Origin of the sequence: Aminobacter sp. HY435, assembly GCF_027568395.1 — a bacterium.
Lineage (GTDB): Bacteria > Pseudomonadota > Alphaproteobacteria > Rhizobiales > Rhizobiaceae > Aminobacter.
In genome coordinates, this window is the sequence record NZ_JANKZL010000001.1 from 454200 (window position 1) to 480384 (window position 26185).

Below are 26185 nucleotides of genomic sequence, written 5' to 3' on the forward strand. Positions count from 1 at the left end.
CAGGGGGACCGAATGTCAAGCTTACATGAAGAACTCTTGTCGGCCTACCCGCGTTGCGGGACGATTGAAGTATCACAGATCGTCGCTCCAGACGACAGCATGTTCAACTCTGGTCAAGCTTGGTACTTCCCGGTCGGGGCAAGCGGTCTGCGGGTGTGCCTGAATGCCATCTCTCGATCCGGTCTTGGCCAAGTTCGTCGGATTCTGGATATTCCTTGCGGCCATGGCCGGGTAGCACGATATTTACGAGCAGGCTTTCCCGACGCTTCGATGTTTTATTGCGACATCGACCGAAGCGGCGTTGACTTTTGTGCCGAGACACTGGGCGGCCATGGCATCTATTCCGAACCGGACCTGACTGCGGTAGATCTGCCCGGCGACCTCGACCTGATTTGGGTAGGCTCGCTGTTCACCCACGTCGACGAGGCGCGCACGAAACTCTGGCTTGAGCACCTGAGCTCTCGGCTTTCCCCGATGGGCGTTCTGGTTGCCACGTTCCACGGTCTCTACTCGATCATCGAGCATTCGCTCCGGCCCATGATCAACCCCACCGGGTGGGCAGAGATCATGCGCCAGTTCGAGCAGGGAGGCTACGGTTACGCTGCATATACGGAACACGACATGGGCGACTATGGCGTTTCCCTTGTAAGGCCGTCCAAGCTCATCGACATTGCTACATCAATCCCGGAAACGCGTGTTCTCTCCTTTACCGAACGGGCGTGGGCCAACAATCACGACGTTCTCGTTGTCGCGAAACCTGGCAGGGCGAGCCTTATCAGAATTTGAACACCGTCGCCTTGAGGGTGCCGCTGGCAGAGGTCGGGTTAGCGTCGATAATGAAATACTCAAACTGCGACGGGCCGGCGATTGGCGCCCCGATGCCCTTGTTGCCAGTGTTGAGGCCAATGGCGGCAGGGGTCGACATATGACCGACGTTCTCCCTGATGATGCAGTTGCGCCGCGCTGCCCAAAAACCGCAACGCATTGCCCGCCGTCCAAGGAAAGGCTCCCATTGCCCTCGGTCGACCGAATAGCGTCTCGACGATGACTTGATGAGATTTGTGGACGACCCTCACATCACCAGACGATACCATGAACCGTCGACAGCCCCACGCGGGCGCAGGTTGCTGGGCAAGTCGCGCGCCCTACGCGATCGTCGAGGATCATCACGCCGCCAGGGTCAAGCATAGCCAGGCACGGACAATGGGAGGTTGCGGTGTCGCGCGCATGACCTGCGTTCACGTAATGACGCTGAACTTTTGTCCTTCGACAACCAGTCTGCCCCAGCTGAATTGGAGCGCTCGAAGGGGGTGCGCGTGTAACGCTACAGAAAATCTGCGCAAAATCTTGAATTGTTTCAGGAAAGTCCAGCTGGTCCCGGATCGCCGCAAGCTGCCGGCGCTGGGGCCGATCAGCCGATCAAGTGACTTGGTGATCACCTGAAAAGTGATGGTGCGGTCGAGAAGACTCGAACTTCCACGGGTTGCCCCACAGCGACCTCAACGCTGCGCGTCTACCAATTCCGCCACGACCGCACTGTCACAGAGGGCCGGTCCGAACCGGCTCGCGGCATGTAGCAAATCGTTTCCGGGGAGACAAGCGCCCTCGACGATATTCTCCAATCAATCTGCATACCCCAACGGAAAGCAGCGACATTTGTCCACAATGGCGGCCATGGCAGCCCTGGCACTGGACGTTTCGGGCCTGAGAAGCCATATCAGGCACAAGAACGGACCCAGACAATGACCGAACGCAGCCTGATCGCCACGTCGTTTTTGCCCATTTCCGGCTCCTCGCCTGTCGAATGGCGAATCGAGCCCGGCCTCACCCCTTACGATCGGGCGCTGGCCTTCATGGAATCGCGCGCCGACCAGATTCGCCAGGGCACGTCAGGCGAGCTTGTCTGGCTTGTCGAGCATCCCCCGATCTACACCGCGGGCACCAGCGCGCAGGAATCGGATCTCGTCGATCCCGACCGCTTTCCGGTGTTCAAGACCGGACGTGGCGGCGAATACACCTATCACGGGCCGGGACAGCGCGTGGCCTATGTCATGCTCGATCTCAAGCGCCGACGCGAAGACGTCCGCGCCTTCGTTGCAGCACTGGAGGCATGGATCATCGAGGCACTTGCGTCGTTCAATGTGAAGGGCGAGCGCCGCGAAGATCGTGTCGGCGTTTGGGTGGTCAGGCCCGATCGCCCGGCCCTGCCCGGCGGGTCGCCGGCCGAAGACAAGATCGCCGCCATCGGCATCAGGTTGCGCCGCTGGGTTTCCTTCCACGGCATAGCGATCAATGTCGAACCGGAACTCGGCCACTTCTCCGGCATTGTGCCTTGCGGCGTCAGCGACCATGGCGTGACAAGCCTGGTCGACCTTGGCCTGCCGGTGACGATGGACAACCTCGATGTCGCCCTGAAGGTTGCATTCGAGAATATCTTCGGTCCGGCGGAAGTTCCCCTCGCAGCGCTCAGCGAGACTGCCTGAGACCACTCTTGGTGATCCGGGGCCCGGATGACGGAACGCGGGCTGGAGCCGCACGCACAGGGGCATTGCCCCGTAGCCGCCGTCGGTGGAGCCCGCGGGCGACGAGCTGCGGGCAAGCCCGCACCCCTTGTCCAAATACAGGGAACAGGTCCCCAGCGGGCGCTCGTCAGAGCGCGCCGATCCACATGGCCATCGTGACAAGAAAGGCGCTCATGCACACCATCGAGACGACATCCTGGATCAGATCGGTCATAACTCGCTCCTGTTTTTAATATGTTCGTAATTTGTTCTATTTTTGTTCAAATGTCAACGCGAGCCATTGCGTTGCGGCGGCAGGCAGCCACGGCAAGAGAATCGACAGTAAACAAAGGATTTATGCGCGCGAGCGCCAGCCGTCCTCCGTTAAGGAAAGCGGCTCAGCGCGCGATCTGAAGCAAATTGAGCGGAGACCTGGTATCCAGGGGCAGTCGTGGACGACAGCAGCGGATAGGCGCACAGCCCGCGCGCGCCGGCACCGTCAGCGTCCGGCACGCCGCGCCAGGCGCTAGCGCAGCGCCACGACCTTGCCGTCGGCCAGCGTCACCCGACGGTCCATGCGCGCGGCGAGTTCGTGATTGTGGGTCGCGATCATCGCCGCCAGCCCCGACTGCCTGACCAGCGCCGAAAGCGCGTCGAACACATAGCCGGCGGTCACCGGATCGAGATTGCCGGTCGGCTCGTCGGCCAGCAGGACCAGGGGCGCATTGGCGACCGCACGGGCGATCGCCACGCGCTGCTGTTCGCCGCCCGACAATTCGGACGGCCGATGCTGCGCCCGCTTGCCGATCTTCATGTATTCGAGCAGCATGCCTGCCCGCTCGCTCGCTTCCTTGCGCGACAGACCTTTTACCAGCTGCGGCATCATCACGTTTTCCAGCGCCGAGAATTCCGGCAGCAGGTGATGGAACTGGTAGACGAAGCCGACGTCGTTGCGGCGGATCGCGGTGCGTTCGTCATCCGACAGCCGCCCGCAGGCGCGTCCGTTGAGGATGACATCGCCAGCGTCGGGCCGCTCGAGCAGCCCGGCCGTGTGCAGCAGCGTCGACTTGCCGGCGCCGGAAGGCGCCACCAGCGCCACCATTTCGCCGGGCTTCAGCGAAAAGTTGGCGTTGTTGAGGATCGTCAGCTTGCGAGACCCCTGCTCATAGTGGCGTTCGACGCCCTTGAGCTCGATAACGGATTCGATGCCCATCATTCGTACCTCAGGGCTTCGACAGGATCGAGCTTGGCTGCGCGCCAAGCCGGGAACAGCGTCGCCAGGAACGACAGCACCAGCGCCATCAGCACCACCGAAATCGTCTCGCTCACGTCCATCTTGGCGGGCAACTGGCTCAGGAAGTAGAGCTCGGGATTGAACAGCACCGTGCCCGAAAGCCACGAAAAGAACTGCCGGATGCGCTCGACATTGAGGCAGATGACGACGCCGAGCAGCACGCCGGCGATCGTACCGGTCATGCCGATGGCAGCACCTGTCATCAGGAAGATGCGCATCACCGCACCGCGTGTCGCGCCCATGGTGCGCAGGATCGCGATGTCGCGGCCCTTGTCCTTGACCAGCATGATCAGGCCCGAAATGATGTTGAGCGCAGCCACCAGCACGATCAGCGTCAGGATCATGAACATGACGTTGCGCTCGACCTGCAGCGCCGAGAAGAAGGTCTGGTTGCGCTGGCGCCAGTCGGTCAGGAAGATCGGCCGTTGCGCCGCCTCCTCGACCTTGGGCTTGATCGCATCGACATTGTCGGGATCGTCGAGATAGATCTCGATCGAGCCCACCTTGCCTTCCGAATTGAAATAGAGCTGCGCCTCGTTGAGCGGCATGAAGACGATCGAGCTGTCATACTCCGACATGCCCACTTCGAAGATGCCGACGATCGGATAGGCCTTGACGCGCGGCGTCGTCCCCATCGGGGTGACGTCGCCGTCAGGCGAAACCAGCGTGATGCTGTCGCCCAGCACCAGCCCCATGTTTTCGGCCATGCGCCGGCCAACCACCACGCCGTCGCTGCCGTCGAAGCCGACAATCGAGCCCTGCTTGATGTTGTTGGCGACCAGCGTCACCTTGCCGAGGTCCTCGCCGCGGATGCCGCGCACCAGAGCGCCGGAACCGCTGCTGACGTTACCCTGGGCCAGCACCTGGCCTTCGACGAGCGGAATGGCGTACTTGACCCCTGCAACGCCGTTGATGCGGCCAGCCACTGCGGCATAGTCCTCGAGCGGCGTGTCGATCGGCGTGACGATGAGATGGCCGTTGACGCCGAGGATGCGCGTCAAGAGCTCGGCACGAAAACCGTTCATCACCGCCATCACCACGATCAGCGTGGCGACCCCAAGCATGATGCCGAGGAAGGAGATCGATGCGATCACCGAGATGACCGTTTCCTTGCGCTTCGAACGAAGGTAGCGCCAGGCCACCATGCGCTCGAACACCGAAAACGGTCCAGCGCCCGCCGGTTTCGCCGCCGCTTGTTGGCTCATGCGGCAACGCCCAGCTTGCCAAGCGCCTCGGCGACCGGCAGCGTCACGCGCTCGCCGCTCTTGCGGTTCTTGAGCTCGACTTCGCCTGCAGCCGCACCGCGCGGCCCGACGATCACCTGCCACGGCAGGCCGATCAGGTCGGCGGTGGCAAACTTGCCGCCGGCGCGCTGGTCGGTGTCGTCGTAGAGCACGTCCTTGCCGGCAGCCTCGAACGCCGCATACAGTTCGGCGCAGATGCGGTCGCACTCGGCGTCGCCAACCTTCATGTTGATCAGGCCGATGTCGAACGGCGCGATCGATTCCGGCCAGATGATGCCGTTCTCGTCATGGCTCGCCTCGATGATGGCGGCGATCAGGCGGCTCGGACCGATGCCGTAGGAGCCCATCGAAACGAAGTGCTCCTTGCCGTCGGGGCCGGTCACCTTGGCCCCCATCGGCTTCGAATACTTCTCGCCGAAATGGAAGATGTGGCCGACTTCGATGCCGCGCGCCGAAACCTTGTCTGCCTCGGGCACCGCATCCCATGCAGCCTCGTCGTGCATCTCTTCGGTCGCGGCGTAAGGCGTCGTCCACCGCTGTACGATTCCGCCGATTTCGCCGTCATTGGCAAAGTCGACATCGGCGCCGGGAACCGGCAGCGACAGGTAGTCGCGATGGCAGAACACCTGGCTTTCGCCGGTGTCGGCCAGGATGATGAATTCGTGGCTGAGGTCGCCGCCGATCGGGCCGGTGTCTGCACGCATCGGGATCGCCTGCAGGCCCATCCGCGTGAAGGTGCGCAGATACGACACGAACATGCGGTTGTAGGCGGCCTTCGCGCCCTCGTAGTCGAGGTCGAACGAATAGGCGTCCTTCATCAGGAATTCGCGGCTGCGCATGACGCCGAAGCGCGGACGCACCTCGTCGCGGAACTTCCACTGGATGTGGTAGAGGTTGAGCGGCAGGTCCTTGTAGGACTTGACGTAGGAGCGGAAGATTTCCGTCACCATCTCTTCGTTGGTCGGGCCGAACAGCATGTCGCGCTCATGCCGGTCCTTGATGCGCAGCATTTCCTTGCCGTAGTCGTCGTAGCGGCCACTTTCGCGCCAAAGGTCGGCCGACTGGATGGTCGGCATCAGGATTTCGAGCGCCCCTGCCCGGTCCTGCTCCTCGCGCACGATGCGGCACACCTTGTCGAGCACGCGCTTGCCCAGCGGCAGCCACGAGAAGCTGCCCGCCCCCTGCTGCCTGATCATGCCGGCGCGGAGCATCAGGCGATGCGAGACGATGTCCGCCTCGCGGGGATTCTCTTTCAGGATAGGCAGGAAATAGCGCGACAGACGCATCGAATGTTCCATGAAAACGCAGATGCCGGAATCGGCAAATTGATGAGGCTTGCTTGAACGCGCTTCATAGCCATTTCATGGCCGGATGGAAACCCGCGCCTCGTTTCAAAGCAGCGTCAGATTGCCCTGATTGATTGCAAGGCAGCGCCTGCACACCACTTGTGCAATGCAGCACAGGAATGCCCCTTCAGAAGCAAATTTCCGCGTGACAATTCATTTCGGCTTGGTCTAATGTGCCCTGATAACCGAGAGGGCGGAGCATAAATCCGCTCTCCTACGCGGTCAAAGTCTTGGGAGGATGCGATCTAGGCGCGGTAACTCGCAGCCGCCGGATAACGGAAAGCGGATCGGACGCGTTTAAATTGCAAGGCTTCGTGCCTTGCTTTTTTTTTGCATTTACATCTACTTGCAACGCGATGCTCAAGCACCATGGCGCAACGCCGGCGCTCAAACTTACTGAGTTGGCGCATCGTGCTTTGCGAAAATCGGGTCCGATTTTCGGGCCGATGCGCTAGACTAGTTGGAGCGTGGCAACAGGTTGGGGATGTCGTCGAAGTTGTAGCCGAGTCCCTTGGTGACGCCGTAGAAGCCGCCCATCAGCACCGCCGTGACAATTGTCGTCCAAAGCATGGCGCGGAGCATGTGCGGGCCGCGCGGAGCACTCGCCTCGGTCCCCAACGTCACATCCTTGTCGTCGTCCTGCGTCTTCAGCCCGAAAGGCAGGATGGCAAACAGCGTCAGCCACCAGAAGACGAAATACATCGCGGCGATTGAAATCCAGGTCATGCCTGCTCCAATTCGACCAGAGTGCCCTGGAAGTCCTTCGGGTGAAGGAACAGCACCGGCTTGCCATGCGCGCCGGTCTTGGGATTGCCGTCGCCAAGCACGCGGGCGCCCGAGGCCTTGAGATGGTCGCGCGCCGCGAGGATATCGTCGACCTCGTAGCAGACGTGATGCATGCCGCCGGATGGGCTCTTGGCCAGGAACGCCGCGATCGGCGAGTTCTCGCCCAGCGGCTCGAGCAGCTCGATCTTGGTGTTGCCGACGTCGATGAACACCACGGTCACGCCATGCTCGGGCAATGCCTGAGGCTCGGTGACCTTGGCGCCGAGGGTGTCGCGATAGACCGCGCTCGCCGCAGCGAGGTCAGGCACGGCGATGGCAACGTGATTGAGGCGTCCAAGCATTGATCCAAATCCCAGCGAATGGCGAATGGTGAGCAGGCAATTGGAAGAGACGATCGCGGATCGCTCTATTCGCCATGCGCTACGCCCATTCGCTCACCTTGTGACGAACACAGTCACCAGCGGTTTCTTGCCCCAGGCTTCGTTGGCAGCACCTCGCACCGCGCGACGAACAGCTTCCTGGACCAGGTCGAGGTCTTTTCGGCGCGCGCGGGGTATCGAGTCCACGGCGCCTATTGCCGCATCGAGCATCAACTCTTCGAGAGCGTCGCCGCCGGCGTCCGCTTCGGCCACGCCGATGGCAACCAGATCGGGGTCTCCAGACAACTCGTACTTGTCATCGAGCACGACATTGACCGCAACATGGCCGGCAAATGACAGCTTGCGCCGGTCGCGGATGCCCATTTCCTCGTCCGAGCCGATCAGCTTGCCGTCCTTGAAGACGCGACCGAAAGGCACCTGGTCGATGATCTCGGCGGCGCCCGGCCACAGCCTCAGCATGTCGCCGTCGCGGATCTGCGCCACTTCGGGAATGCCGCACATCGCCATCAGCGACCCCTGGCCGACCAGATGGGCTGCCTCGCCATGCACCGGCACGCCGATGCGCGGACGAACCCATTCGTACATTCGCTTGAGCTCGCTGCGGCGCGGGTGGCCGGAGACGTGCACCAGCGCGTCGCCGTCCTCGATGATCTTCATGCCCTGGTCGATGAGCAGGTTCTTGATCTCGAGGATGGCCTTTTCGTTGCCGGGAATGGTACGCGACGAAAACACCACCGTGTCGCCGGGCGACAGCGCCACCGTCTTCATCTCGTCGCGGGCAAGCTTGGCAAGGGCTGCGCGCGGCTCGCCCTGGCTGCCGGTGCAGATGACGACGAGGTTTTCGCGCGGGATGTAGCCGTAATCCTCTTCGGAGACGAACTCCGGCAAGCCATCCATGTAGCCGAGCTCGCTCGACACATCGATGACGCGTTTGAGCGAACGGCCCATGACCAGAACCTGGCGGCCGGCGTCGCGCGCGGCTTCCGCGATCGAGCGGATGCGGCCAACATTCGACGAGAAGGTGGTGACCGCGACCCGGCCCTTGGCCTCTTCGATCACCTTGCGGATGCCCTGCCCGACCTGCTGCTCGGACGGGGAGTCGCCTTCGCGCAGCGCATTGGTGGAATCGCAGACCAGCGCCAGCACGCCCTTGTCGCCGTAGGCGCGGAACCGCGCCTCGTCGGTCATCGGGCCGATTTCCGGCGCCGGATCGATCTTCCAGTCGCCGGTGTGGATCACCGTTCCGGCGGGCGTGGTGATCGCAAGCGACACCGGCTCGGGAATCGAGTGACTGACCGCGATCGCCTCGATCTCGAACGGGCCGATCGAAAACTTCTCGCCGGCGCGGTAGACGGTGACCGGGATCTTCGGCGCACCCTGCTCGGACTGGCGCTTGGCTTCGAGCAGGCCCGCCGCGAACGGCGTCATCCACACTTGAGCCTTGAGCTTGGGCCAGGTGTCGAGCAGCGCGCCATAATGGTCTTCATGGGCATGGGTGATGACGATGCCGCGCAGGTTCTTCAGATCGTCCTCGATGAAACGCGTGTCGGGCAGCACCAGGTCGACGCCGGGCAGCGTCGCGTCGGGGAATGTCACGCCGACGTCGATGATGATCCATTCGCGAGCGTTCGCGGGGCCAAACCCATAAAGGGCGAAGTTCATGCCGATCTCGCCGACGCCACCGAGCGGCACGAATACGAGCTCGGCGTTTTCCGCTTTCGCCATACCAGAAATCCTTTCAGGCCTTTCAGGCCGCGCCGGCAGATGCAACCGCGCCGAAATGCACGTCGCCCGCGGCGATCTTTACCGTTTCACCTTTAGCGTCACGGATGACGAAGCGGCAATCCTCGTCTATGGTTTCGAAGACGCCGCGTACCACATTTCCATCGACGCGCACGGCCACTTCACTGCCCAGTCCAGCCGCCCGAGCAAGCCAGCGCTTGCGAATGGCTGCCAGCCCCCGGCCTTCGGCCCAGATGCGTTCATTGTCGCTCCACGCATCCGACAACGCCAGAAACAGCGTCTCGGCGTCGACGGTCGAGCCCAGGGTTACAAGAGACGTCGCCGGGTACGGCACGTCGCTCGGATGGGCGACGACATTGACGCCGATGCCGATGCCGATGGCCAGGCGCCCCTGCGACAGCAGCGTGGACTCAAGAAGAATGCCCGCCATCTTGGCGCCTGAAGCCAGGACGTCGTTCGGCCACTTCAGCTCGAAACGCTTGATGCCCTGGCCCGTGCCGCCATCGACGCCGACCGAAAAGCGAGCGTTGGGGGCAACGGCGTCGAGCGCATCGGCAAGGGCAAGACCGGCGACAAATCCGAGGGTCGCCGCATGTTGCAGGTCGTGGTCGAGAACCTTGAGCAGCGTCGCGGCGAGGTTACCCTCGGGCGTCGCCCAGACGCGACCACGCCGGCCGCGTCCGCTCTCCTGCTTCTTCGAGACGATCCAGAGCTTGCCCGGATCGCCGGCCAGCGCGCGTTCTATGGCCAGCGCGTTGGTCGACCCGACCGTCTCGTGGGCTTCCAGGCGGAAACCGTCGGCGACGGCTGTCGGTGCGAGCTGGAACCGCATGCCGTCAGAAGAAGGTCTTGGCAGCAGCGCTCGCCATCTGGCCGATCGGACCGCCGATCAGCACGTAGAACAGGACGAACGCGCCGGACAGGCCGAGCACCAGGCGAAGCTCGCCGGCCATCGGCTGGAAGCCGCCAACCGGCTCATCGAACCACATGACCTTGATGATGCGCAGGTAGTAGAATGCGCCGACCACCGAAGCCAGGACACCAATGATCGCAAGTGCGTAGAGATTGGCGTCGATTGCCGCAAGGAACACGTACCATTTCCCCCAGAACCCGGCGAGCGGCGGAATGCCGGCCAGCGAGAACATCAGGATGGTCAGGATCGTCGCCATCATCGGATTGGTCGAGGACAGGCCGGCGAGATCGGAGATCTGTTCGACATTGCCGTCCTTGCGCCGCATCGCCAGGATGAAGGCGAAGGTGCCAAGCGTCATCACGAGGTAGATCAGCATGTAGATGACCACGCCGCGCACGCCGGCTTCGCTGTTGGCGGCAAGGCCGACCAGCGCGTAACCCATGTGACCGATCGACGAATAAGCCATCAGGCGCTTGATGTTCCTCTGGCCGATCGCCGCGAACGAGCCGAGCACCATCGAGGCGATCGAAATGAACACGATGATCTGCTGCCAGTCCGAACCGATCGGCTCGAAGGCGCCCATGGTGACGCGAACAATCAGTGCCATTGCCGCCATCTTGGGGGCAGCGGCGAAGAATGCCGTCACCGGCGTCGGCGCCCCCTCATAGACGTCGGGCGTCCACATGTGGAACGGAACCGCCGAGATCTTGAAACACAGGCCGGCCAGCACGAACACCAGGCCGAACACCAGGCCGAGCTGACGCTCGCCGCCGGTGAGAGCAGCAGCGATCGCCTCGAACGAGGTGTGACCGGTGTAGCCGTAAACCAGGCTGATGCCGTAGAGCAGCATGCCCGAGGACAGCGCGCCCAGCACGAAATACTTCAGGCCGGCTTCGGTCGACCGCACATTGTCGCGGTTGATCGCGGCAATGACATAGAGCGCCAGGGACTGCAGCTCGAGGCCGAGATACAGTGCCAGCATGTCGTTGGCCGAGATCATCAGCAGCATGCCCAGCGTCGCCAGCATGACCAGTACCGGGAACTCGAACTTGTCGAACTTCTCGGCCTTGGCGAAGCCAACCGACATGATCAGCGTCACGACCGCGCCAAGCAGCGTCAGAAGCTTCATGAAACGGGCGAACGGATCGGAAATGAAGGCCGTGCCGAATGCCGCGCCGTCATGGCCGAACACCAGCATCCAGGCGCCGGCGGCAATCAGCAGCGCAACGGCAAGGCCGGTCACCGTGGTGTTGGCCCGCTCGCCGGAGAACACGCCGACCATCAGCAGCGCCAGCGCGCCGACGGCGATGATCAGCTCCGGAGCGGAGAGAGAGAGGCTCGAAAGGAGTTCGGGCGTCATGGTTCGCAAAACCCCTTAGTTCGCCGCCGCGGTCTGCGCGGCATCGATCGATACGGTTACGTTGTTGATCAACGCCTTCACCGATGCCGTCGTGACATCGAAGACGGGCGTCGGATAGACGCCGTAGAAGATCACCAGGATCACCAGCGGATAAAGGACGACCTTCTCGCGGACCGACAGGTCGAACAGACCCTTGAGGCTTTCCTTGGTCAGCGCGCCGAAGATCACGCGGCGGTAGAGCCACAATGCATAGGCAGCCGACAGGATGACGCCGGTGGCCGCGAACAGCGCCACCCAGGTGTTGACCTGGAAGATGCCGAACAGCGTCAGGAACTCGCCGACAAAGCCGGAAGTGCCGGGCAGACCGACATTGGCCATGGTGAAGATCAGGAAGGCGACAGCGTATTTCGGCATGTTGTTGACCAGGCCGCCATAGGCCGCGATCTCGCGGGTGTGCATGCGGTCGTAGACGACGCCGACGCAGAGGAACAGCGCGCCCGAAACCAAACCGTGGCTGAGCATCTGGAAGATCGCGCCCTGCACGCCCGCCTCGTTCATCGCGAAGATGCCCATGGTGACGTAGCCCATGTGGGCGACCGACGAGTAGGCGATCAGCTTCTTCATGTCTTCCTGCATCAGCGCCACCAGCGAGGTGTAGATGATGGCGATGACCGAAAGCGTGAACACGAACGGCGCGAAGAAGTCCGAGGCCAGCGGGAACATCGGCAGCGAGAAGCGCAGGAAGCCGTAGCCGCCCATCTTCAGCAGGATGCCCGCCAGGATGACCGAACCGGCTGTCGGCGCCTCGACGTGCGCGTCGGGCAACCAGGTATGAACCGGCCACATCGGCATCTTCACCGCAAACGAGGCGAAGAAGGCCAGCCATAGCCATGTCTGCATGCTGGCCGGGAAGTCATGCGCCATCAGCGTCGGGATGTCGGTCGTGCCCGCCTGCCAGAACATCGCCATGATGGCCAGAAGCATCAGCACCGAGCCGAGCAGCGTGTAGAGGAAGAACTTGAAGCTGGCATAGACGCGGCGCTTGCCACCCCAGACGCCGATGATGATGAACATCGGGATCAGGCCGGCTTCGAAGAACACGTAGAACAGCACGATATCCAGCGCGCAGAAAACGCCGATCATCAGCGTTTCCAGGATCAGGAACGCGATCATGTATTCCTTGACGCGCTTTTCCACCGACTCCCAGCTTGCCAGGATGCACAGCGGCATCAGGAAGGTGGTCAGGATCACGAACAGCATCGAAATGCCGTCCACGCCCATGTGGTAGGAAATGCCGGAGTCGAGCCAGGCCATCTTTTCGACGAACTGGAAGCCGGTCTCGGCGTCGTCGAAATAGAACCAGATCAGCAGCGACACCACGAAGGTGAACACCGTGGTCAGCAGCGCGACATTGCGGATGTTGCGGCGCGCCGCATCACCGTCGTCCCTGATCAGAAGGATCAGGAACGCACCGACCAGCGGCAGGAAGGTGATCAGCGAGAGAATGGGAACGCCGGACATCAGAAGGAGCTCCCAAGCATCATCCAGGTAACTAGGGCCGCCACGCCGATCAGCATGGCGAAGGCATAGTGGTAGAGGTAGCCGGTCTGCAGCTTGACGACACGGTTGGTTACATCGACGACGCGCGCCGAGATACCGTCTGCGCCGAAGCCGTCGATCAGCCAGCCGTCGCCCTGCTTCCACAGGAAGCGGCCGAGCCACTTGGCCGGACGAACGAACAGGAAGTCATAGAGTTCGTCGAAGTACCACTTGTTGAGCAGGAAGGCATACAGGCCGCGGTGGCGCTGAGCCAACACCTTCGGAGCCTCCGGCGAGCGGATGTAGAAGATGTAGGCGACGACAAATCCCGACAGCATCGCAACGAATGGCGCAAGCTTCACCCACATCGGCACGCTGTGGAAGTCGTGCAGGATGTGGTTGGTGTCGAGCGTGAACAGCGCGCCCTTCCAGAATTCGGCATAGGCTTCGCCGATGAAGTAATCGTGGAACACGACGCCTGCAAACAGCGCACCGACAGCCAGGATGAACAGCGGCACCAGCATCACCGGCGGCGATTCATGCACATGGTGCATGACGTCGGCGGTGGCGCGCGGCTTGCCGTGGAAGGTCATGAAAATCAGCCGCCACGAATAGAAGCTGGTGAAGCAGGCGGAGATGACCAGGGCGATGAAGGCGAAGATCGCAACCGCGTTGTGGCCGACGAACGCACCTTCAATGATCGCATCCTTGGAGAAGAAGCCGGCGGTGCCGATGATCGTCGCCGGGATGCCGACGCCGGTCAGGGCAAGCGTGCCGATGACCATCATCCAGTAGGTGGACGGGATCAGCCTGCGCAGGCCGCCCATCTTGCGCATGTCCTGCTCGTCGGAAACGGCGTGGATGACCGAGCCGGATCCCAGGAACAGCAGCGCCTTGAAGAAGGCGTGCGTGAACAGGTGGAAGATCGCAGCCGAGTAGAAGCCGAGGCCGAGCGCCACGAACATGTAGCCGAGCTGCGAGCAGGTCGAATAGGCGATGACGCGCTTGATGTCGTTCTGCACCAGGCCGACGGTTGCCGCGAAGAATGCGGTGAACGCGCCGATGAAGGTCACGACCGTCAGCGCCGAGTGCGACAGTTCGAACACCGGCGACAGGCGCGCCAGCATGAACACGCCGGCGGTGACCATCGTCGCCGCGTGGATCAGCGCCGACACGGGCGTCGGGCCTTCCATGGCGTCCGGCAGCCAGGTGTGCAGCGGCACCTGGGCGGACTTGCCCATGGCGCCCATGAACAGCAGCAGGCAGACCACGGTGACCGCGACATGCTTGTCGAGTGCGTAACCCAGGAAGACGAGCACGGTATCGCCGTGATCGGCGCCCTCGGCCGGCAGGTAGCCGGCAGCATTGGCGAAGATCGTGCTCAGATTGACCGAGCCGAACAGAACGAAAATGCCGAAAATGCCGAGCAGGAAGCCGAAGTCGCCGATACGGTTGACGACGAAAGCCTTGATGGCCGCGGCGTTTGCGGACGGCTTCTTGTACCAGAAACCGATCAGCAGGTAGGACGCGAGGCCCACCCCTTCCCAGCCGAAGAACATCTGGACGAGGTTGTCCGAGGTCACCAGCATCAGCATCGCGAAGGTGAACAGCGACAGATAGGCGAAGAAGCGCGGCCGATGCGGATCGTGGTGCATGTAGCCGATCGAGTAGATATGCACGAGCGACGACACCGTGTTGACCACGACCAGCATGACCACGGTCAGCGTGTCGATGCGCAACGCCCAGTCGGCCTGCAGGCCGGCGACGTCGAGGAAGCGCAGCACCGGCACGGTGAACGCCTCGGCGTGGCCGATACCGACATTGATGAAGGCCACCCAGGACAGCACCGCCGACACCACCAGGAAACCGGAGGTGACATATTCGGAAGCCTTGGCTCCGATGGCGCGGCCGAACAGGCCTGCGATCAGGAAACCTGCGAGCGGAAGGAAGACGATTAGCTGGTACATGTTAGTCCCGTCAGCCCTTCATCATGTTCACGTCTTCGACCGCGATGGAGCCGCGGTTGCGGAAGAATACGACCAGAATGGCAAGCCCGATTGCCGCTTCGGCAGCAGCAACCGTCAGCACGAACAGCGCAAACACCTGTCCGACGAGATCGCCGAGCTGGGCCGAGAACGCCACGAAGTTGATATTGACCGCAAGCAGGATGAGTTCGATCGACATCAGGATGACGATGACGTTCTTGCGGTTCAGGAAGATGCCGAACACGCCAAGCGTGAACATGACAGCCGATAGCGTGAGATAGTGCGCGATGCCGACAACCATGGTCAGATTCCCTTGCCCGTCTCGACCTTCTTGACCTCGATCGCGGTAGCCGGCGTGCGGGCGACCTGAGCCGGAATGCTCTGGCGCTTGACGTTCGGCTTGTGGCGCAGCGTCAGCACGATGGCGCCGATCATGGCGACCAGAAGCACGAGGCCGGCGATCTGGAAGAAGTAGATGTAGTCTGTGTACAGGATGTCGCCGAGTGCTGCCGTATTGTGGCGCGTGGCGATATCTGGCGTCGGCTGTGCGACAGCAGTCGCCAGCTTCGGCGCGAATGCGTAGCCGCCGGTCACCACGATCAGTTCGGCGGCGAGGATGAGGCCGACCAGTGCGCCGATCGGCGCATATTGCAGCGCGCCCGACTTGAGTTCGGCGAAGTCGACGTCGAGCATCATGACGACGAACAGGAACAACACCGCCACCGCGCCGACATAGACGACGAGCAGGATCATCGCCAGGAACTCGGCGCCGGTCAAAAGGAACAGGCCCGCCGCGTTGAAGAACGTCAGGATCAGGTAGAGCACCGAGTGAACCGGGTTGCGCGCCGAAATGACCATGAAGGCCGACGCCACCGCGATGAAGGCGAAGAGGTAGAAAAATACCGCTTCAAGTCCGTTGAGCATGGGTTCCCCCGGGTTTCCTTTCGGTCAGCGCGCCTGTGCGCCCTGCCCTGTTCACGTCCTCGCTCCGCCTCCGGAGCTGGCCGCGCGTTCCTTAGACGAGCCGTACCGGCCCGTCCACTTTCAAGCCTTAGCGGTACGGCGAGTCGATTGCGATGTTGCGCGCGATCTCGCGCTCCCACCGGTCGCCGTTGGCGAGCAGCTTGTCCTTGTCGTAGTACAGCTCCTCGCGCGTCTCCGTCGCGAATTCGAAGTTCGGCCCCTCGACGATGGCGTCCACCGGGCAGGCCTCCTGGCAGAAGCCGCAATAGATGCACTTCACCATGTCGATATCGTAGCGCACCGTGCGGCGTGTGCCGTCGTTGCGGCGCGGGCCGGCCTCGATGGTGATGGCCTGCGCCGGGCAGATCGCCTCGCACAGCTTGCAGGCGATGCAGCGTTCCTCGCCGTTGGGATAGCGGCGCAGCGCGTGTTCGCCGCGGAAGCGCGGGCTGACCGGACCCTTTTCGTGCGGATAGTTCAGCGTCGGCTTCGGCGCGAAGAACTGGCGCATCGACAGGAAGAACGCGCCGACGAACTCTTTCAGCAGCAGCGATTTGGCGGCTTGGGCTAGCGCGGACATCATGCTGCTCCCGAAAGCTTGAGGACGGCGGCGGTGATGACGACCATCGCCAGCGAGATCGGCAGGAACACCTTCCAGCCCAGGCGCATCAGCTGGTCGTAGCGGTAGCGCGGCACGAAGGCCTTCACCATGGCGAACATGAAGAACACCATGCAGACCTTGAGCACGAACCAGATCACGCCGGGAACCCAGGTGAAAGGTGCGAAGTCGAACGGCGGCAGCCATCCGCCGAGGAACAGGATCGTCGTCAGCGCGCACATCAAGACGATGGCCACGTATTCGCCGAGGAAGAACAGCAGGAACGGCGTCGACGAATACTCGATCATGTGACCGGCTACGAGTTCCGACTCGGCTTCGACCAGGTCGAAGGGCGGGCGGTTCGTCTCGGCCAGCGCCGAGATGAAGAAGATCACGAACATCGGAAACAGCACGAGCCAGTTCCAGTCGAGGAACGAGTTCGGCAGGCCGAGGCTGGTGCCGATGCCGTCGCCCTGCGACAGCACGATGTCCGTCAGGTTGAGCGAGCCGGCGGTCAAGAGCACGCAGACGATGACGAAGCCGATCGAGACTTCATACGACACCATCTGTGCCGCCGAGCGCAGCGCGCCGAGGAACGGATATTTCGAGTTCGAGGCCCAGCCGCCCATGATCACGCCATAGACCTCGAGCGAGGAGATGGCGAAGACATAGAGGATGCCGACATTGACGTTGGCGATGGCCCAGCCCTCGCTGACCGGGATCACCGCCCATGCCGAGATCGCCAGAACCGCCGAGACGACAGGCGCAAGCAGGAATACGCCCTTGTTGGCGCCTGACGGGATCACCGGCTCCTTGAAGACGAACTTCAAAAGGTCGGCGAAAGCCTGCAGCAGGCCCCAGGGACCGACGACGTTCGGACCGCGGCGCAGCTGCACGGCAGCCCAGATCTTGCGGTCGGCATAGAGGATGTAGGCGACGAAGATCAGCAGGACGACGATCAGGACGACCGACTTCAAGAGGATGATCAGCGCCGGCAGGACGTAGAAGGAGAAAAAGGTATCCATGACAGCCCTTACTCCGCCGCCTGCTTGAAGCCGTTCTTGGCCAGTGCCGAACATTCGGCCATCACCGCCGACGCGCGTGCGATCGGGTTGGTGAGATAGAAGTCCTTCACCACGGAGGTGAAGACGCCCTTGTTCAGCCGGCCGCCGAGCTTGGCGACCTTGGCGATATCATCGCTGTTGCCTGCCTCGACTGCGTCGATGCGGGCGAGATGCGGGTACTCCGCATAGAGCCTGGCGCGCAGTTGCGGCAGCGAGTCGAAGGGCAGCTTGTGGCCGAGCACGTCGGACAGCGCCCTGAGGATCGCCCAGTCTTCCTTCGCCTCGCCCGGCGCGAAACCGGCGCGGGTCGTCTGCTGCACGCGGCCCTCGGTGTTGACATAGGTGCCGGACTTCTCGGTATAGGCGGCAGCCGGCAGGATGACGTCGGCGCGGTGGGCGCCATTGTCGCCATGCGTGCCGACATAGACCACGAAGGCGCCGCCGGCCTTGGACATGTCGATCTCGTCGGCGCCGAGCAGGAACAGAACATCGGCATCGCCGAGCATCGCAGCCACGTTCTTGCCGCCCTCGCCCGGCACGAAGCCGACGTCGAGACCGCCGACGCGCGCGGCAGCAGTGTGCAGGACGGCAAAGCCGTTCCAGTCAGCACGGCTGGCCTTGACCGCGGTGGCTAGCTTGGCCGCCTGGCCGAGAACCGCTGCGCCATCGGCACGTGCGATCGCGCCCTGTCCGACGATGATCAGCGGGTTCGATGCCTTCTTGAGAACCGAGAAGAACTTGCCGTTGCCTTCGGCCAGATCCTTGAGCGTGTCCGGGCCGGAACCGAGCTGCTCGTACTGGTAGCGCGTGTCGCCGATCTCGCCGATGACGGCGACCGGCACGTTGGCGGCCCGCCAGTGCTTGCGGATGCGGGCATTGAGCACCGAAGCCTCGAAGCGCGGGTTGGCGCCGATGATCAGGATCGCGTCGGCCTGCTCGATGCCCTCGATGGTCGGGTTGAAGATGTAGCTGGCGCGGCCGAGCGAAGGGTCGAGCGCTGCGCCATCCTGGCGGCAGTCGATGTTCTTCGAGCCGAGCGAGGTCATCAGCTGCTTCAGCGCGTACATTTCCTCAACGGTCGCGAGGTCGCCTGATATGGCGCCGATGCGCTCGGCCGAAGTCTTGGCGACGGTGCCCTTGATGGCGGCGAAGGCTTCGGCCCAGGTCGCGGGCAGAAGCTTGCCGTCCTTGCGCACATACGGACGGTCGAGGCGCTGCGTGCGCAGGCCGTCCCAGATGAAACGGGTCTTGTCGGAGATCCACTCCTCGTTCACCTGCTCGTTGATGCGCGGCATGATGCGCATCACTTCGCGGCCACGCGTGTCGACGCGGATCGCCGAACCGACAGCGTCCATCACGTCGATGGATTCGGTCTTGCTCAGTTCCCACGGACGCGCCTGGAAGGCGTAGGGCTTCGAGGTAAGCGCGCCGACCGGGCACAGGTCGATGACGTTGCCCTGCAGTTCGGAGGTCATCGCCTGTTCGAGATAGGTGGTGATCTCGGCGTCCTCGCCGCGGCCGATCAGGCCGAGCTCGGAAATGCCGGCGACTTCAGTGGTGAAGCGGACGCAGCGCGTGCAGTGGATACAGCGCGTCATGATCGTCTTGACCAGCGGGCCGATATACTTGTCTTCGACGGCGCGCTTGTTTTCGTTGTAGCGCGAACCGTCGAGCCCGAAGGCCATCGCCTGGTCCTGCAAGTCGCATTCGCCGCCCTGGTCGCAGATCGGGCAGTCGAGCGGGTGGTTGATGAGCAGGAACTCCATCACGCCTTCGCGGGCCTTCTTGACCATCGGCGTGTTGGTGAAGATCTCAGGCGCTTCGCCGTTCGGGCCGGGGCGCAGGTCGCGCACGCCCATGGCGCAGGACGCCGCCGGCTTGGGCGGCCCGCCCTTCACCTCGACAAGGCACATGCGGCAATTGCCGGCGATCGAGAGCCGCTCATGGAAGCAGAAGCGCGGCACTTCCGCGCCCGCCTCTTCCGCCGCCTGCAGCAGCGTATAGTGGTCGGGTACCGAAATCTCTTTCCCGTCGACCTTAAGCTTTGCCATAGCGCCTCAAATCCCGCGGATGATCCGCATTCCGTCCTGCTGGGAGCGCGGCTGGCGCCGCGCCCCGAAATCCACAATTCAAGCGGTCCTGCCGCCTGCAAGCGTCGCCGCCTGCCCTATCCAGTCGTCGCGACCGATCCGGCCCTTGAAGCCGAGATAGTCGTCGGCCCAGGCCACTTCCTGCGGCGTCCAGCCGGCGATCTGGCCGAACGTCCAGATGCCAAGGCCGTTCAGCACCTGCTCCAGCTTCGGGCCGATGCCCGAAATCGCCTTGAGATCGTCAGGCGTTTGCGGCCTTTCGATCGCTGCGGGCTGCCTGAAATCCTCAGGCTGGAGCCCCGCCGCCACCTCTTCGGCAGCTGCAACCTCGATGTCCACGGGCTCGACGGCGGCAACCACCGGCTTCGCCTCGGCCTTCTCCAGCTTCCGCGCCAGGGTTTTCACCTCGGCGATCAGTGAAGCCGTCGTCGCTTCGGCCCGCTTCGATGCCATTTGCACGGGCGTCGACTGCGCTTGGCCGCCGAAATCGCCGAAATCAGGCGAAAACAGCCGCTGCGCAGCCTCCGATGCACCAGTTACGGCCCCGATCCAGACGCCCATGGCGTGACTGGCGAGGCCGACACCCAGTGCCGAAGCAGCAGCGATTCCGGCGGCGGGGTGTACCATCAGATTTGCCGTACCGGCAAAGTCCTTTGGCAACATCGCCACGAAGTCCCTGTTCATCTGCTCCAAACGTTCCATCTCAGGCACTGCACTTTCGGGAATGGGAAATGTCGACATTGGTAGCTCCTTGTCGCCTTCGCCGTTCGCCTCTGCCTTGTCCGTTTCCTGTATCGGGCCTTTGGCCCGCACTTTCTGATTCTCACAAACCGCACAAACTCAAAGACAGTTGTACGGCCCGCCTTCCCTGCCTGCGAACAAAGCTCCAGCGAGCCCGCCAACCAAGATCACCACATTCAACGCCGCCAGATAGCCTTTTGCCTCGCGCGCCTTTGGCCTGAACATCCCATTTGCCAGCACAGCCAACGCAATAGCTCCGCAGCCCAGCACCACGGGCATTGGCAAAAGAAGGAGCAATCCCCAACAGCTCGCGAACGTATACGAACCAGCCTTTGCATATGCAGCAGCAGCCATGGCAAGCCAAAATGCCACGTGCGCAACAGCAAAGAGTCGGCTCGTTTTGGTCATTCTGCCGCCACCAGCACCGGCTCGCTGCGGTGCGCGTTGCGCGAGAACTCATCGATGCGCCGCTCGATCTCCGGGCGGAAGTTGCGGATCAGGCCCTGGATCGGCCATGCGGCCGCATCGCCCAGCGCGCAGATCGTATGGCCTTCCACCTGCTTGGTGACGTCGAGCAGCATGTCGATTTCGCGCTTGTGCGCTTCACCGCGCACCAGACGCTCCATGACGCGCCACATCCAGCCGGTGCCCTCGCGGCACGGCGTGCACTGGCCGCAGCTCTCGTGCTTGAAGAAGTAGGAAAGACGCGCGATCGCCTTCACGATGTCGGTCGACTTGTCCATGACGATCACGGCGGCCGTGCCGAAGGACGACTTCTTCTCGCGCAGGCCGTCGAAATCCATCGGGCAATCGATGATGTCTTCAGCCTTGACCACCGGGCACGACGCGCCGCCGGGGATCACGGCCAGCAGGTTGTCCCAGCCGCCGCGAATGCCGCCGCCATGCTTTTCGACCAGCTCGCGGAAGGTGATGCCCATGGCCTCTTCGACCGTGCAGGGCGTATTCACATGGCCGACCAGCATGAACAGCTTGGTGCCGACGTTGTTGGGACGGCCGATGCCCGAGAACCAGGCAGCGCCACGGCGCAGGATGGTCGGCGCGACGGCGATCGACTCGACGTTGTTGACCGTCGTCGGGCAGCCGTAGAGGCCGACATTGGCCGGGAACGGCGGCTTCAGGCGCGGCTGGCCCTTCTTGCCCTCGAGGCTTTCCAGCAGCGCGGTTTCTTCGCCGCAGATATAGGCGCCGGCGCCGTGGTGGACGTAGATCTCGAAGTCGTAGCCGTTCTTGTTGTTCTTGCCGATCAGCTTGGCCTCATAGGCCTCGTCGATGGCACGCTGCAGCGCCTCGCGTTCGCGGATGAACTCGCCGCGCACGTAGATGTAGGCGGCAACCGCACCCATGGCGAAACCGGCGAGCAGGCAACCCTCGACCAGCGTATGCGGGTCATGGCGCAGGATGTCGCGGTCCTTGCAGGTGCCGGGCTCGGATTCGTCGGCGTTGACGACCAGGTAGGACGGACGCCCGTCGGGATTGCTCTTGGGCATGAACGACCATTTGAGACCGGTCGGGAAGCCGGCGCCGCCACGGCCGCGCAGTCCCGAAGCCTTCATCTCGTTGATGATCCACTCACGGCCCTTCTCGATGATGCCGGCGGTGCCATCCCAGGCGCCGCGCGACATCGCCCCGGCCAGCGACTTGTCGAAGCGGCCGTAGATGTTCGTGAAAATGCGGTCTTTGTCTTCAAGCATGGTTGCGCTCCTCAGACCGGCTTCTTGCCGAAGACGCGGATGTATTCGGCCACGCCGCCCTTGGCGAGAGCCTTGGCCTGCTTGACCCAGTCGTCACGCTCGATGCGGCCCTTGAAATTCAGGTAGCCGTCGACCCACTCGCGCTCGGCCTTCTTCCATGCCGCCACCTGGGCAAAGGTGAAGATGCCGAGTTCGTGCAGCGTGCCTTCGATCTTCGGGCCGACGCCCGAGATCAGCTTGAGGTCGTCGACAGCGGTCGGACGGGCGATGCCAGCCGGCCGGTTCTTGTCCTCGAGCGACGGCTTGGCCGCAGCCTTCGGTGCGGCGACGCTTGCGGCCTTCTCGGCAGCGGGAGCCGCCTTGACCTTCGACGGCGACTTGACGGCCGGGCTGGTCTCGATCGCGTCGGTCTTTGGTGCAGCCGCATTGGACGGCGGCACGGTTGCTTCCGTTGCGGCGGCCCTTGCAGCCTTCGAAGCAGCCTTGGCTTCCTTGTCGCGGGTGGTCTTGAGAACCGACTTCTCGTCCTTGAGCGCAGTAAAACCGGTCAACGGCGAGGAAAACTCGCGCCCGGTCTGTGGACCGGTCTTGACCTGCTCGCCCTTGCCGGCCTCGAACAGGTCGATGATCTCGGCCAGGCGCTCCGGCGTCAGGTCCTCGTAGGTGTCCTTGAAGATCATGACCATCGGTGCGTTGACGCAAGCGCCGAGACACTCGACCTCTTCCCACGACAGCGTGCCCGCCTCATTGGTGTGGAACTGGTCGTGATGGATCTTCGAGCGGCAGACATCCATCAGCTCTTCCGAGCCGCGCAGCATGCACGGCGTGGTGCCGCAAACCTGGATGTGGGCGCGCGTACCGACCGGCTTGAGCTGGAACTGGGTGTAGAAGGTCGCCACTTCCAGCGCGCGGATGTAAGGCATATCAAGCATGTCGGCGACATGCTCGATGGCAGCCTTGGTCACCCAGCCGTCCTGTTCCTGCGCCAGCATCAGCAGCGGGATGACGGCCGACTGTTCGCGGCCCTTGGGGTACTTCTTGATCCAGGTCTTGGCCTGCGCGGTGAACGCCTTGTTGAAGGCGAAGGACGCGGGCTGGACGCTGGCTTCTGCGAGACGGCGGACTGACATTTAGCGGTCGACCTCACCAAACACGATGTCGAGGGAGCCGAGAACGGCTGAGATATCCGCCAGCATGTGGCCGCGGCACAGGAAATCCATCGCCTGGAGATGGGCGAAGCCTGGCGCGCGCAGCTTGCAGCGGTATGGCTTGTTGGTGCCGTCGGAGACGAGGAAGACGCCGAACTCGCCCTTCGGCGCCTCGACGGCCGCATAAACCTCGCCAGCCGGCACGCGGTAGCCTTCGGTGTAGAGCTTGAAGTGATGGATCAGAGATTCCATCGAGCGCTTCATTGCCTGGCGCTTCGGCGGAACGACCTTGCCGTCCATGTTCGAGACCGGGCCGACGCTTTCCTTGCCGAGCAAAAGATCGACGCACTGGCGCATGATCTTCGCCGACTGGCGCATCTCTTCCATGCGGATCAGGTAGCGGTCGTAGCAGTCGCCGTTCTTGCCGATCGGAATGTCGAAATCCATCTCCGAGTAGCATTCGTAAGGCTGGCTCTTGCGCAGGTCCCAGGCAGCGCCCGAACCGCGCACCATCACGCCCGAGAAACCCCAGGCCCATGCGTCTTCGAGCGAGACCACGCCGATGTCGACGTTGCGCTGCTTGAAGATGCGGTTCGGGGTCAGCAGGTCGTCGAGGTTTTTCACCGTTTGCAGGAACGGATCGATCCACTTGCCGATGTCCTCGACCAGCTTCTGCGGCAAATCCTGATGGACGCCGCCGGGCCGGAAATAGGCTGCGTGCATGCGCGCGCCGCAGGCGCGTTCATAAAACACCATCAGCTTTTCGCGCTCTTCAAAGCCCCACAGCGGCGGGGTCAGCGCGCCGACGTCCATCGCCTGCGTCGTGACGTTGAGCAGATGCGACAGGATGCGGCCGATCTCGGAGTAGAGCACGCGGATGATCTGGCCGCGCTTCGGCACTTCGAGGCCGAGCAGGCGCTCGACCGCCAGCGCAAAGGCATGTTCCTGGTTCATCGGCGCGACGTAGTCGAGACGATCGAAATAGGGCACGGCCTGCAGATAGGTCTTCTGCTCGATCAGCTTTTCGGTGCCGCGGTGCAGCAGGCCGATATGCGGATCGACGCGGTCGACGACTTCGCCATCGAGTTCGAGCACCAGGCGCAGAACGCCGTGCGCCGCCGGATGCTGCGGGCCGAAGTTGATGTTGAAGTTGCGGACGGAGGTTTCAGCCATGTCGCCGCCTCAATTCGTCTTGGCTTTTTCGTCACCCGGCAGCACGTATTCGGTGCCTTCCCAGGGAGACAAAAAGTCGAAATTGCGGAATTCCTGCTTGAGCTCGACCGGCTCGTAGACAACGCGCTTCTGCTCGTCGTCGTAGCGAACCTCGACGAAGCCGGTGAGCGGGAAGTCCTTGCGCAGGGGATGCCCCTCGAAGCCGTAGTCAGTCAGAAGACGACGCAGGTCGGGATGGCCCGAAAACAGGATGCCGTACATGTCGTAGGCTTCACGCTCGAACCAGTCGGCGCCGGGATAGACCGAGGTGATCGACGGAACCGGCGTGTCCTCGTCCGTGCTGACCTTGACGCGGATGCGCAGGTTCTGGCGCGGCGACAGCAGGTGATAAACGACGTCGAAACGGTTGCGGCGCTGCGGATAGTCGACGCCTGCGGCATCGATGAACGATACGAACTGGCACTGCACGTCGCTGCGCAGGAAGGTCAGGGTATCGACGATGTCGGCAGCGTTCACCGTCAGCGTCAGCTCGCCATAGGCGACGACGCTTTCCACGATCTCGACATCGAGCTTTTCCGCGACATAGGCGGCAAGGTCGTTCAGGGCTTCACTCATCTGGGCTCACCGCTCGATCGTGCCGGTGCGGCGAATCTTCTTCTGCAGAAGAAGGATGCCGTAGAGCAGCGCTTCGGCGGTCGGAGGACAGCCGGGAACGTAGATGTCGACAGGCACGACGCGATCGCAGCCGCGCACCACCGAATAGGAATAGTGATAGTAGCCGCCGCCATTGGCGCACGAGCCCATCGAGATGACGTAGCGCGGCTCCGGCATCTGGTCGTAGACCTTGCGCAGCGCCGGCGCCATCTTGTTGGTCAGCGTGCCGGCGACGATCATCACGTCCGACTGGCGCGGTGAAGCGCGCGGCGCGATGCCGAAGCGTTCGGCGTCATAGCGCGGCATTGAGATGTGCATCATCTCGACGGCGCAGCAGGCCAGGCCGAAGGTCATCCACATCAGCGAGCCGGTGCGCGCCCAGGTGATCAGCGCCTCGGACGAGGTGACGAGGAAGCCCTTGTCGGACAGCTCGCTGTTCAGATCGCCGAAGAAGGCGTCGTCGGAGCCGATGGGCTTGCCGGTGTTCGGATCGATGATGCCTTTCGGCTTCGGTGCGATCAGGGTGCCGGAGGCGTCGTTCAATCCCATTCCAGCGCTCCCTTTTTCCACTCATAGATAAAGCCGATGGTCAGCACGCCCAGGAAGACCATCATCGACCAGAAGCCGAGCATGCCGATCTCGCGGAACGCCACCGCCCACGGGAACAGGAACGCCACTTCGAGATCGAAGATGATGAACAGGATGGAGACCAGATAAAAGCGGATGTCGAACTTCATGCGGGCGTCGTCGAACGAGTTGAAACCGCACTCGTATGCCGACAGCTTTTCCGGGTCCGGACTGCGGTAGGCGACAAGAAAGGGCGCCACGATAAGGGCGATGCCGACCAGTAGTGCCACACCGATAAAGATGACGATGGGCAGATACGAACTCAGGAGAGCGCTCATGCTGCGAATTCCGTTGGTGGCCTATCCACCAGATTTACAGCACGGG

Annotated in this window: 26 protein-coding genes and 1 tRNA gene; 2 read left to right on the forward strand and 25 right to left on the reverse strand. The window is 62.8% G+C overall.

The genetic code is table 11. The features are described 5' to 3' along the window. Positions 1–12 precede the first annotated feature (12 nt). Positions 13–786 carry a class I SAM-dependent methyltransferase gene (locus tag PCJ21_RS02195; RefSeq protein ID WP_269929736.1) on the forward strand — a complete coding sequence of 258 codons (774 nt, stop codon included), beginning with the start codon at positions 13–15 and terminating at the stop codon, positions 784–786. On the opposite strand, the gene PCJ21_RS02200 is transcribed toward PCJ21_RS02195, so the two are convergent. Together PCJ21_RS02200 and PCJ21_RS02205 are read right to left on the reverse strand one after the other, a co-directional pair. Next, on the reverse strand, positions 776–925 hold the full coding sequence (locus PCJ21_RS02200; protein ID WP_269929737.1) for a hypothetical protein: 150 nt from the start codon (positions 923–925) through the stop codon (positions 776–778). The genes PCJ21_RS02195 and PCJ21_RS02200 overlap by 11 nt on opposite strands. 525 nt (positions 926–1450) lie before the next feature. After that, a tRNA-Leu gene (locus PCJ21_RS02205) sits at positions 1451–1535 on the reverse strand. A gap of 207 nt (positions 1536–1742) precedes the next feature. On the opposite strand from PCJ21_RS02205, the gene lipB reads away from it, so the two are divergent. Then, the gene (lipB, locus tag PCJ21_RS02210) at positions 1743–2483 is read left to right on the forward strand and encodes a lipoyl(octanoyl) transferase LipB (RefSeq protein WP_269929738.1); all 741 of its coding nucleotides are present in this window, start codon (positions 1743–1745) and stop codon (positions 2481–2483) included. Positions 2484–3027: 544 nt separating this feature from the next. Here lipB and PCJ21_RS02215 read toward each other — a convergent pair. The 23 genes from PCJ21_RS02215 to PCJ21_RS02325 form a co-directional block, all read right to left on the reverse strand. Next, positions 3028–3714 carry an ABC transporter ATP-binding protein gene (locus PCJ21_RS02215; RefSeq protein WP_269929739.1) on the reverse strand — a complete coding sequence of 229 codons (687 nt, stop codon included), beginning with the start codon at positions 3712–3714 and terminating at the stop codon, positions 3028–3030. Beyond that, entirely contained in the window at positions 3714–5000 is a 1287-nt protein-coding gene (locus PCJ21_RS02220) for a lipoprotein-releasing ABC transporter permease subunit (protein WP_269929740.1), read from the reverse strand. Before PCJ21_RS02220 ends, PCJ21_RS02215 begins: the two co-directional genes overlap by 1 nt. After that, positions 4997–6325 carry a proline--tRNA ligase gene (gene proS / locus PCJ21_RS02225; protein ID WP_269929741.1) on the reverse strand — a complete coding sequence of 443 codons (1329 nt, stop codon included), beginning with the start codon at positions 6323–6325 and terminating at the stop codon, positions 4997–4999. The genes PCJ21_RS02220 and proS overlap by 4 nt, the downstream gene beginning before the upstream one ends. A 516-nt stretch (positions 6326–6841) precedes the next feature. Next, positions 6842–7111, reverse strand: coding sequence for a DUF1467 family protein (locus PCJ21_RS02230; protein ID WP_269929742.1), 270 nt, complete (start codon positions 7109–7111; stop codon positions 6842–6844). Next, a complete protein-coding gene (gene mce / locus PCJ21_RS02235) occupies positions 7108–7512 on the reverse strand; it encodes a methylmalonyl-CoA epimerase (RefSeq protein ID WP_269929743.1) in 405 nt (134 codons plus the stop codon). The genes PCJ21_RS02230 and mce overlap by 4 nt, the downstream gene beginning before the upstream one ends. A 93-nt stretch (positions 7513–7605) precedes the next feature. Further along, the gene (locus tag PCJ21_RS02240) at positions 7606–9276 is read right to left on the reverse strand and encodes a ribonuclease J (protein WP_269929744.1); all 1671 of its coding nucleotides are present in this window, start codon (positions 9274–9276) and stop codon (positions 7606–7608) included. Between the two features lie 22 nt (positions 9277–9298). Beyond that, entirely contained in the window at positions 9299–10126 is an 828-nt protein-coding gene (locus PCJ21_RS02245; RefSeq protein WP_269929745.1) for a biotin--[acetyl-CoA-carboxylase] ligase, read from the reverse strand. A gap of 4 nt (positions 10127–10130) precedes the next feature. Beyond that, entirely contained in the window at positions 10131–11567 is a 1437-nt protein-coding gene (nuoN, locus tag PCJ21_RS02250) for an NADH-quinone oxidoreductase subunit NuoN (protein ID WP_269929746.1), read from the reverse strand. A gap of 15 nt (positions 11568–11582) precedes the next feature. Beyond that, positions 11583–13088, reverse strand: coding sequence for an NADH-quinone oxidoreductase subunit M (locus PCJ21_RS02255; RefSeq protein WP_269929747.1), 1506 nt, complete (start codon positions 13086–13088; stop codon positions 11583–11585). Next, a complete protein-coding gene (gene nuoL / locus PCJ21_RS02260; RefSeq protein ID WP_269929748.1) occupies positions 13088–15073 on the reverse strand; it encodes an NADH-quinone oxidoreductase subunit L in 1986 nt (661 codons plus the stop codon). The genes PCJ21_RS02255 and nuoL overlap by 1 nt, the downstream gene beginning before the upstream one ends. Positions 15074–15083: 10 nt before the next feature. Further along, entirely contained in the window at positions 15084–15392 is a 309-nt protein-coding gene (gene nuoK / locus PCJ21_RS02265) for an NADH-quinone oxidoreductase subunit NuoK (protein WP_269929749.1), read from the reverse strand. Between the two features lie 2 nt (positions 15393–15394). Next, positions 15395–16015, reverse strand: a complete 621-nt coding sequence (locus PCJ21_RS02270; protein ID WP_269929750.1) for an NADH-quinone oxidoreductase subunit J — start codon at positions 16013–16015, stop codon at positions 15395–15397. A gap of 127 nt (positions 16016–16142) precedes the next feature. After that, positions 16143–16634, reverse strand: coding sequence for an NADH-quinone oxidoreductase subunit NuoI (nuoI, locus tag PCJ21_RS02275; protein WP_269929751.1), 492 nt, complete (start codon positions 16632–16634; stop codon positions 16143–16145). Then, on the reverse strand, positions 16634–17677 hold the full coding sequence (gene nuoH, locus PCJ21_RS02280) for an NADH-quinone oxidoreductase subunit NuoH (RefSeq protein ID WP_269929752.1): 1044 nt from the start codon (positions 17675–17677) through the stop codon (positions 16634–16636). The genes nuoI and nuoH overlap by 1 nt, the downstream gene beginning before the upstream one ends. A gap of 8 nt (positions 17678–17685) precedes the next feature. Next, positions 17686–19767 carry an NADH-quinone oxidoreductase subunit NuoG gene (gene nuoG, locus PCJ21_RS02285; protein WP_269929753.1) on the reverse strand — a complete coding sequence of 694 codons (2082 nt, stop codon included), beginning with the start codon at positions 19765–19767 and terminating at the stop codon, positions 17686–17688. 78 nt (positions 19768–19845) lie between these two features. Then, entirely contained in the window at positions 19846–20547 is a 702-nt protein-coding gene (locus PCJ21_RS02290) for an NADH-ubiquinone dehydrogenase (RefSeq protein WP_269929754.1), read from the reverse strand. A gap of 99 nt (positions 20548–20646) precedes the next feature. Then, entirely contained in the window at positions 20647–20955 is a 309-nt protein-coding gene (locus tag PCJ21_RS02295) for a hypothetical protein (RefSeq protein ID WP_269929755.1), read from the reverse strand. Beyond that, a complete protein-coding gene (gene nuoF / locus PCJ21_RS02300; protein ID WP_269929756.1) occupies positions 20952–22259 on the reverse strand; it encodes an NADH-quinone oxidoreductase subunit NuoF in 1308 nt (435 codons plus the stop codon). The genes PCJ21_RS02295 and nuoF overlap by 4 nt, the downstream gene beginning before the upstream one ends. Before the next feature lie 11 nt (positions 22260–22270). Continuing rightward, the gene (locus PCJ21_RS02305) at positions 22271–23389 is read right to left on the reverse strand and encodes an NADH-quinone oxidoreductase subunit E (RefSeq protein WP_269929757.1); all 1119 of its coding nucleotides are present in this window, start codon (positions 23387–23389) and stop codon (positions 22271–22273) included. Then, positions 23390–24580, reverse strand: a complete 1191-nt coding sequence (locus PCJ21_RS02310; RefSeq protein WP_269929758.1) for an NADH-quinone oxidoreductase subunit D — start codon at positions 24578–24580, stop codon at positions 23390–23392. 9 nt (positions 24581–24589) lie between these two features. Continuing rightward, a complete protein-coding gene (locus PCJ21_RS02315) occupies positions 24590–25195 on the reverse strand; it encodes an NADH-quinone oxidoreductase subunit C (RefSeq protein WP_269929759.1) in 606 nt (201 codons plus the stop codon). Positions 25196–25201: 6 nt separating this feature from the next. Next, positions 25202–25783 (reverse strand): NuoB/complex I 20 kDa subunit family protein, encoded by a 582-nt coding sequence (locus tag PCJ21_RS02320; RefSeq protein WP_269929760.1) that lies wholly within the window; start codon positions 25781–25783, stop codon positions 25202–25204. Then, complete coding sequence (locus tag PCJ21_RS02325; RefSeq protein WP_269929761.1) at positions 25774–26139, reverse strand: NADH-quinone oxidoreductase subunit A; 366 nt, start codon at positions 26137–26139, stop codon at positions 25774–25776. Before PCJ21_RS02325 ends, PCJ21_RS02320 begins: the two co-directional genes overlap by 10 nt. Between the last annotated feature and the right edge of the window lie 46 nt (positions 26140–26185).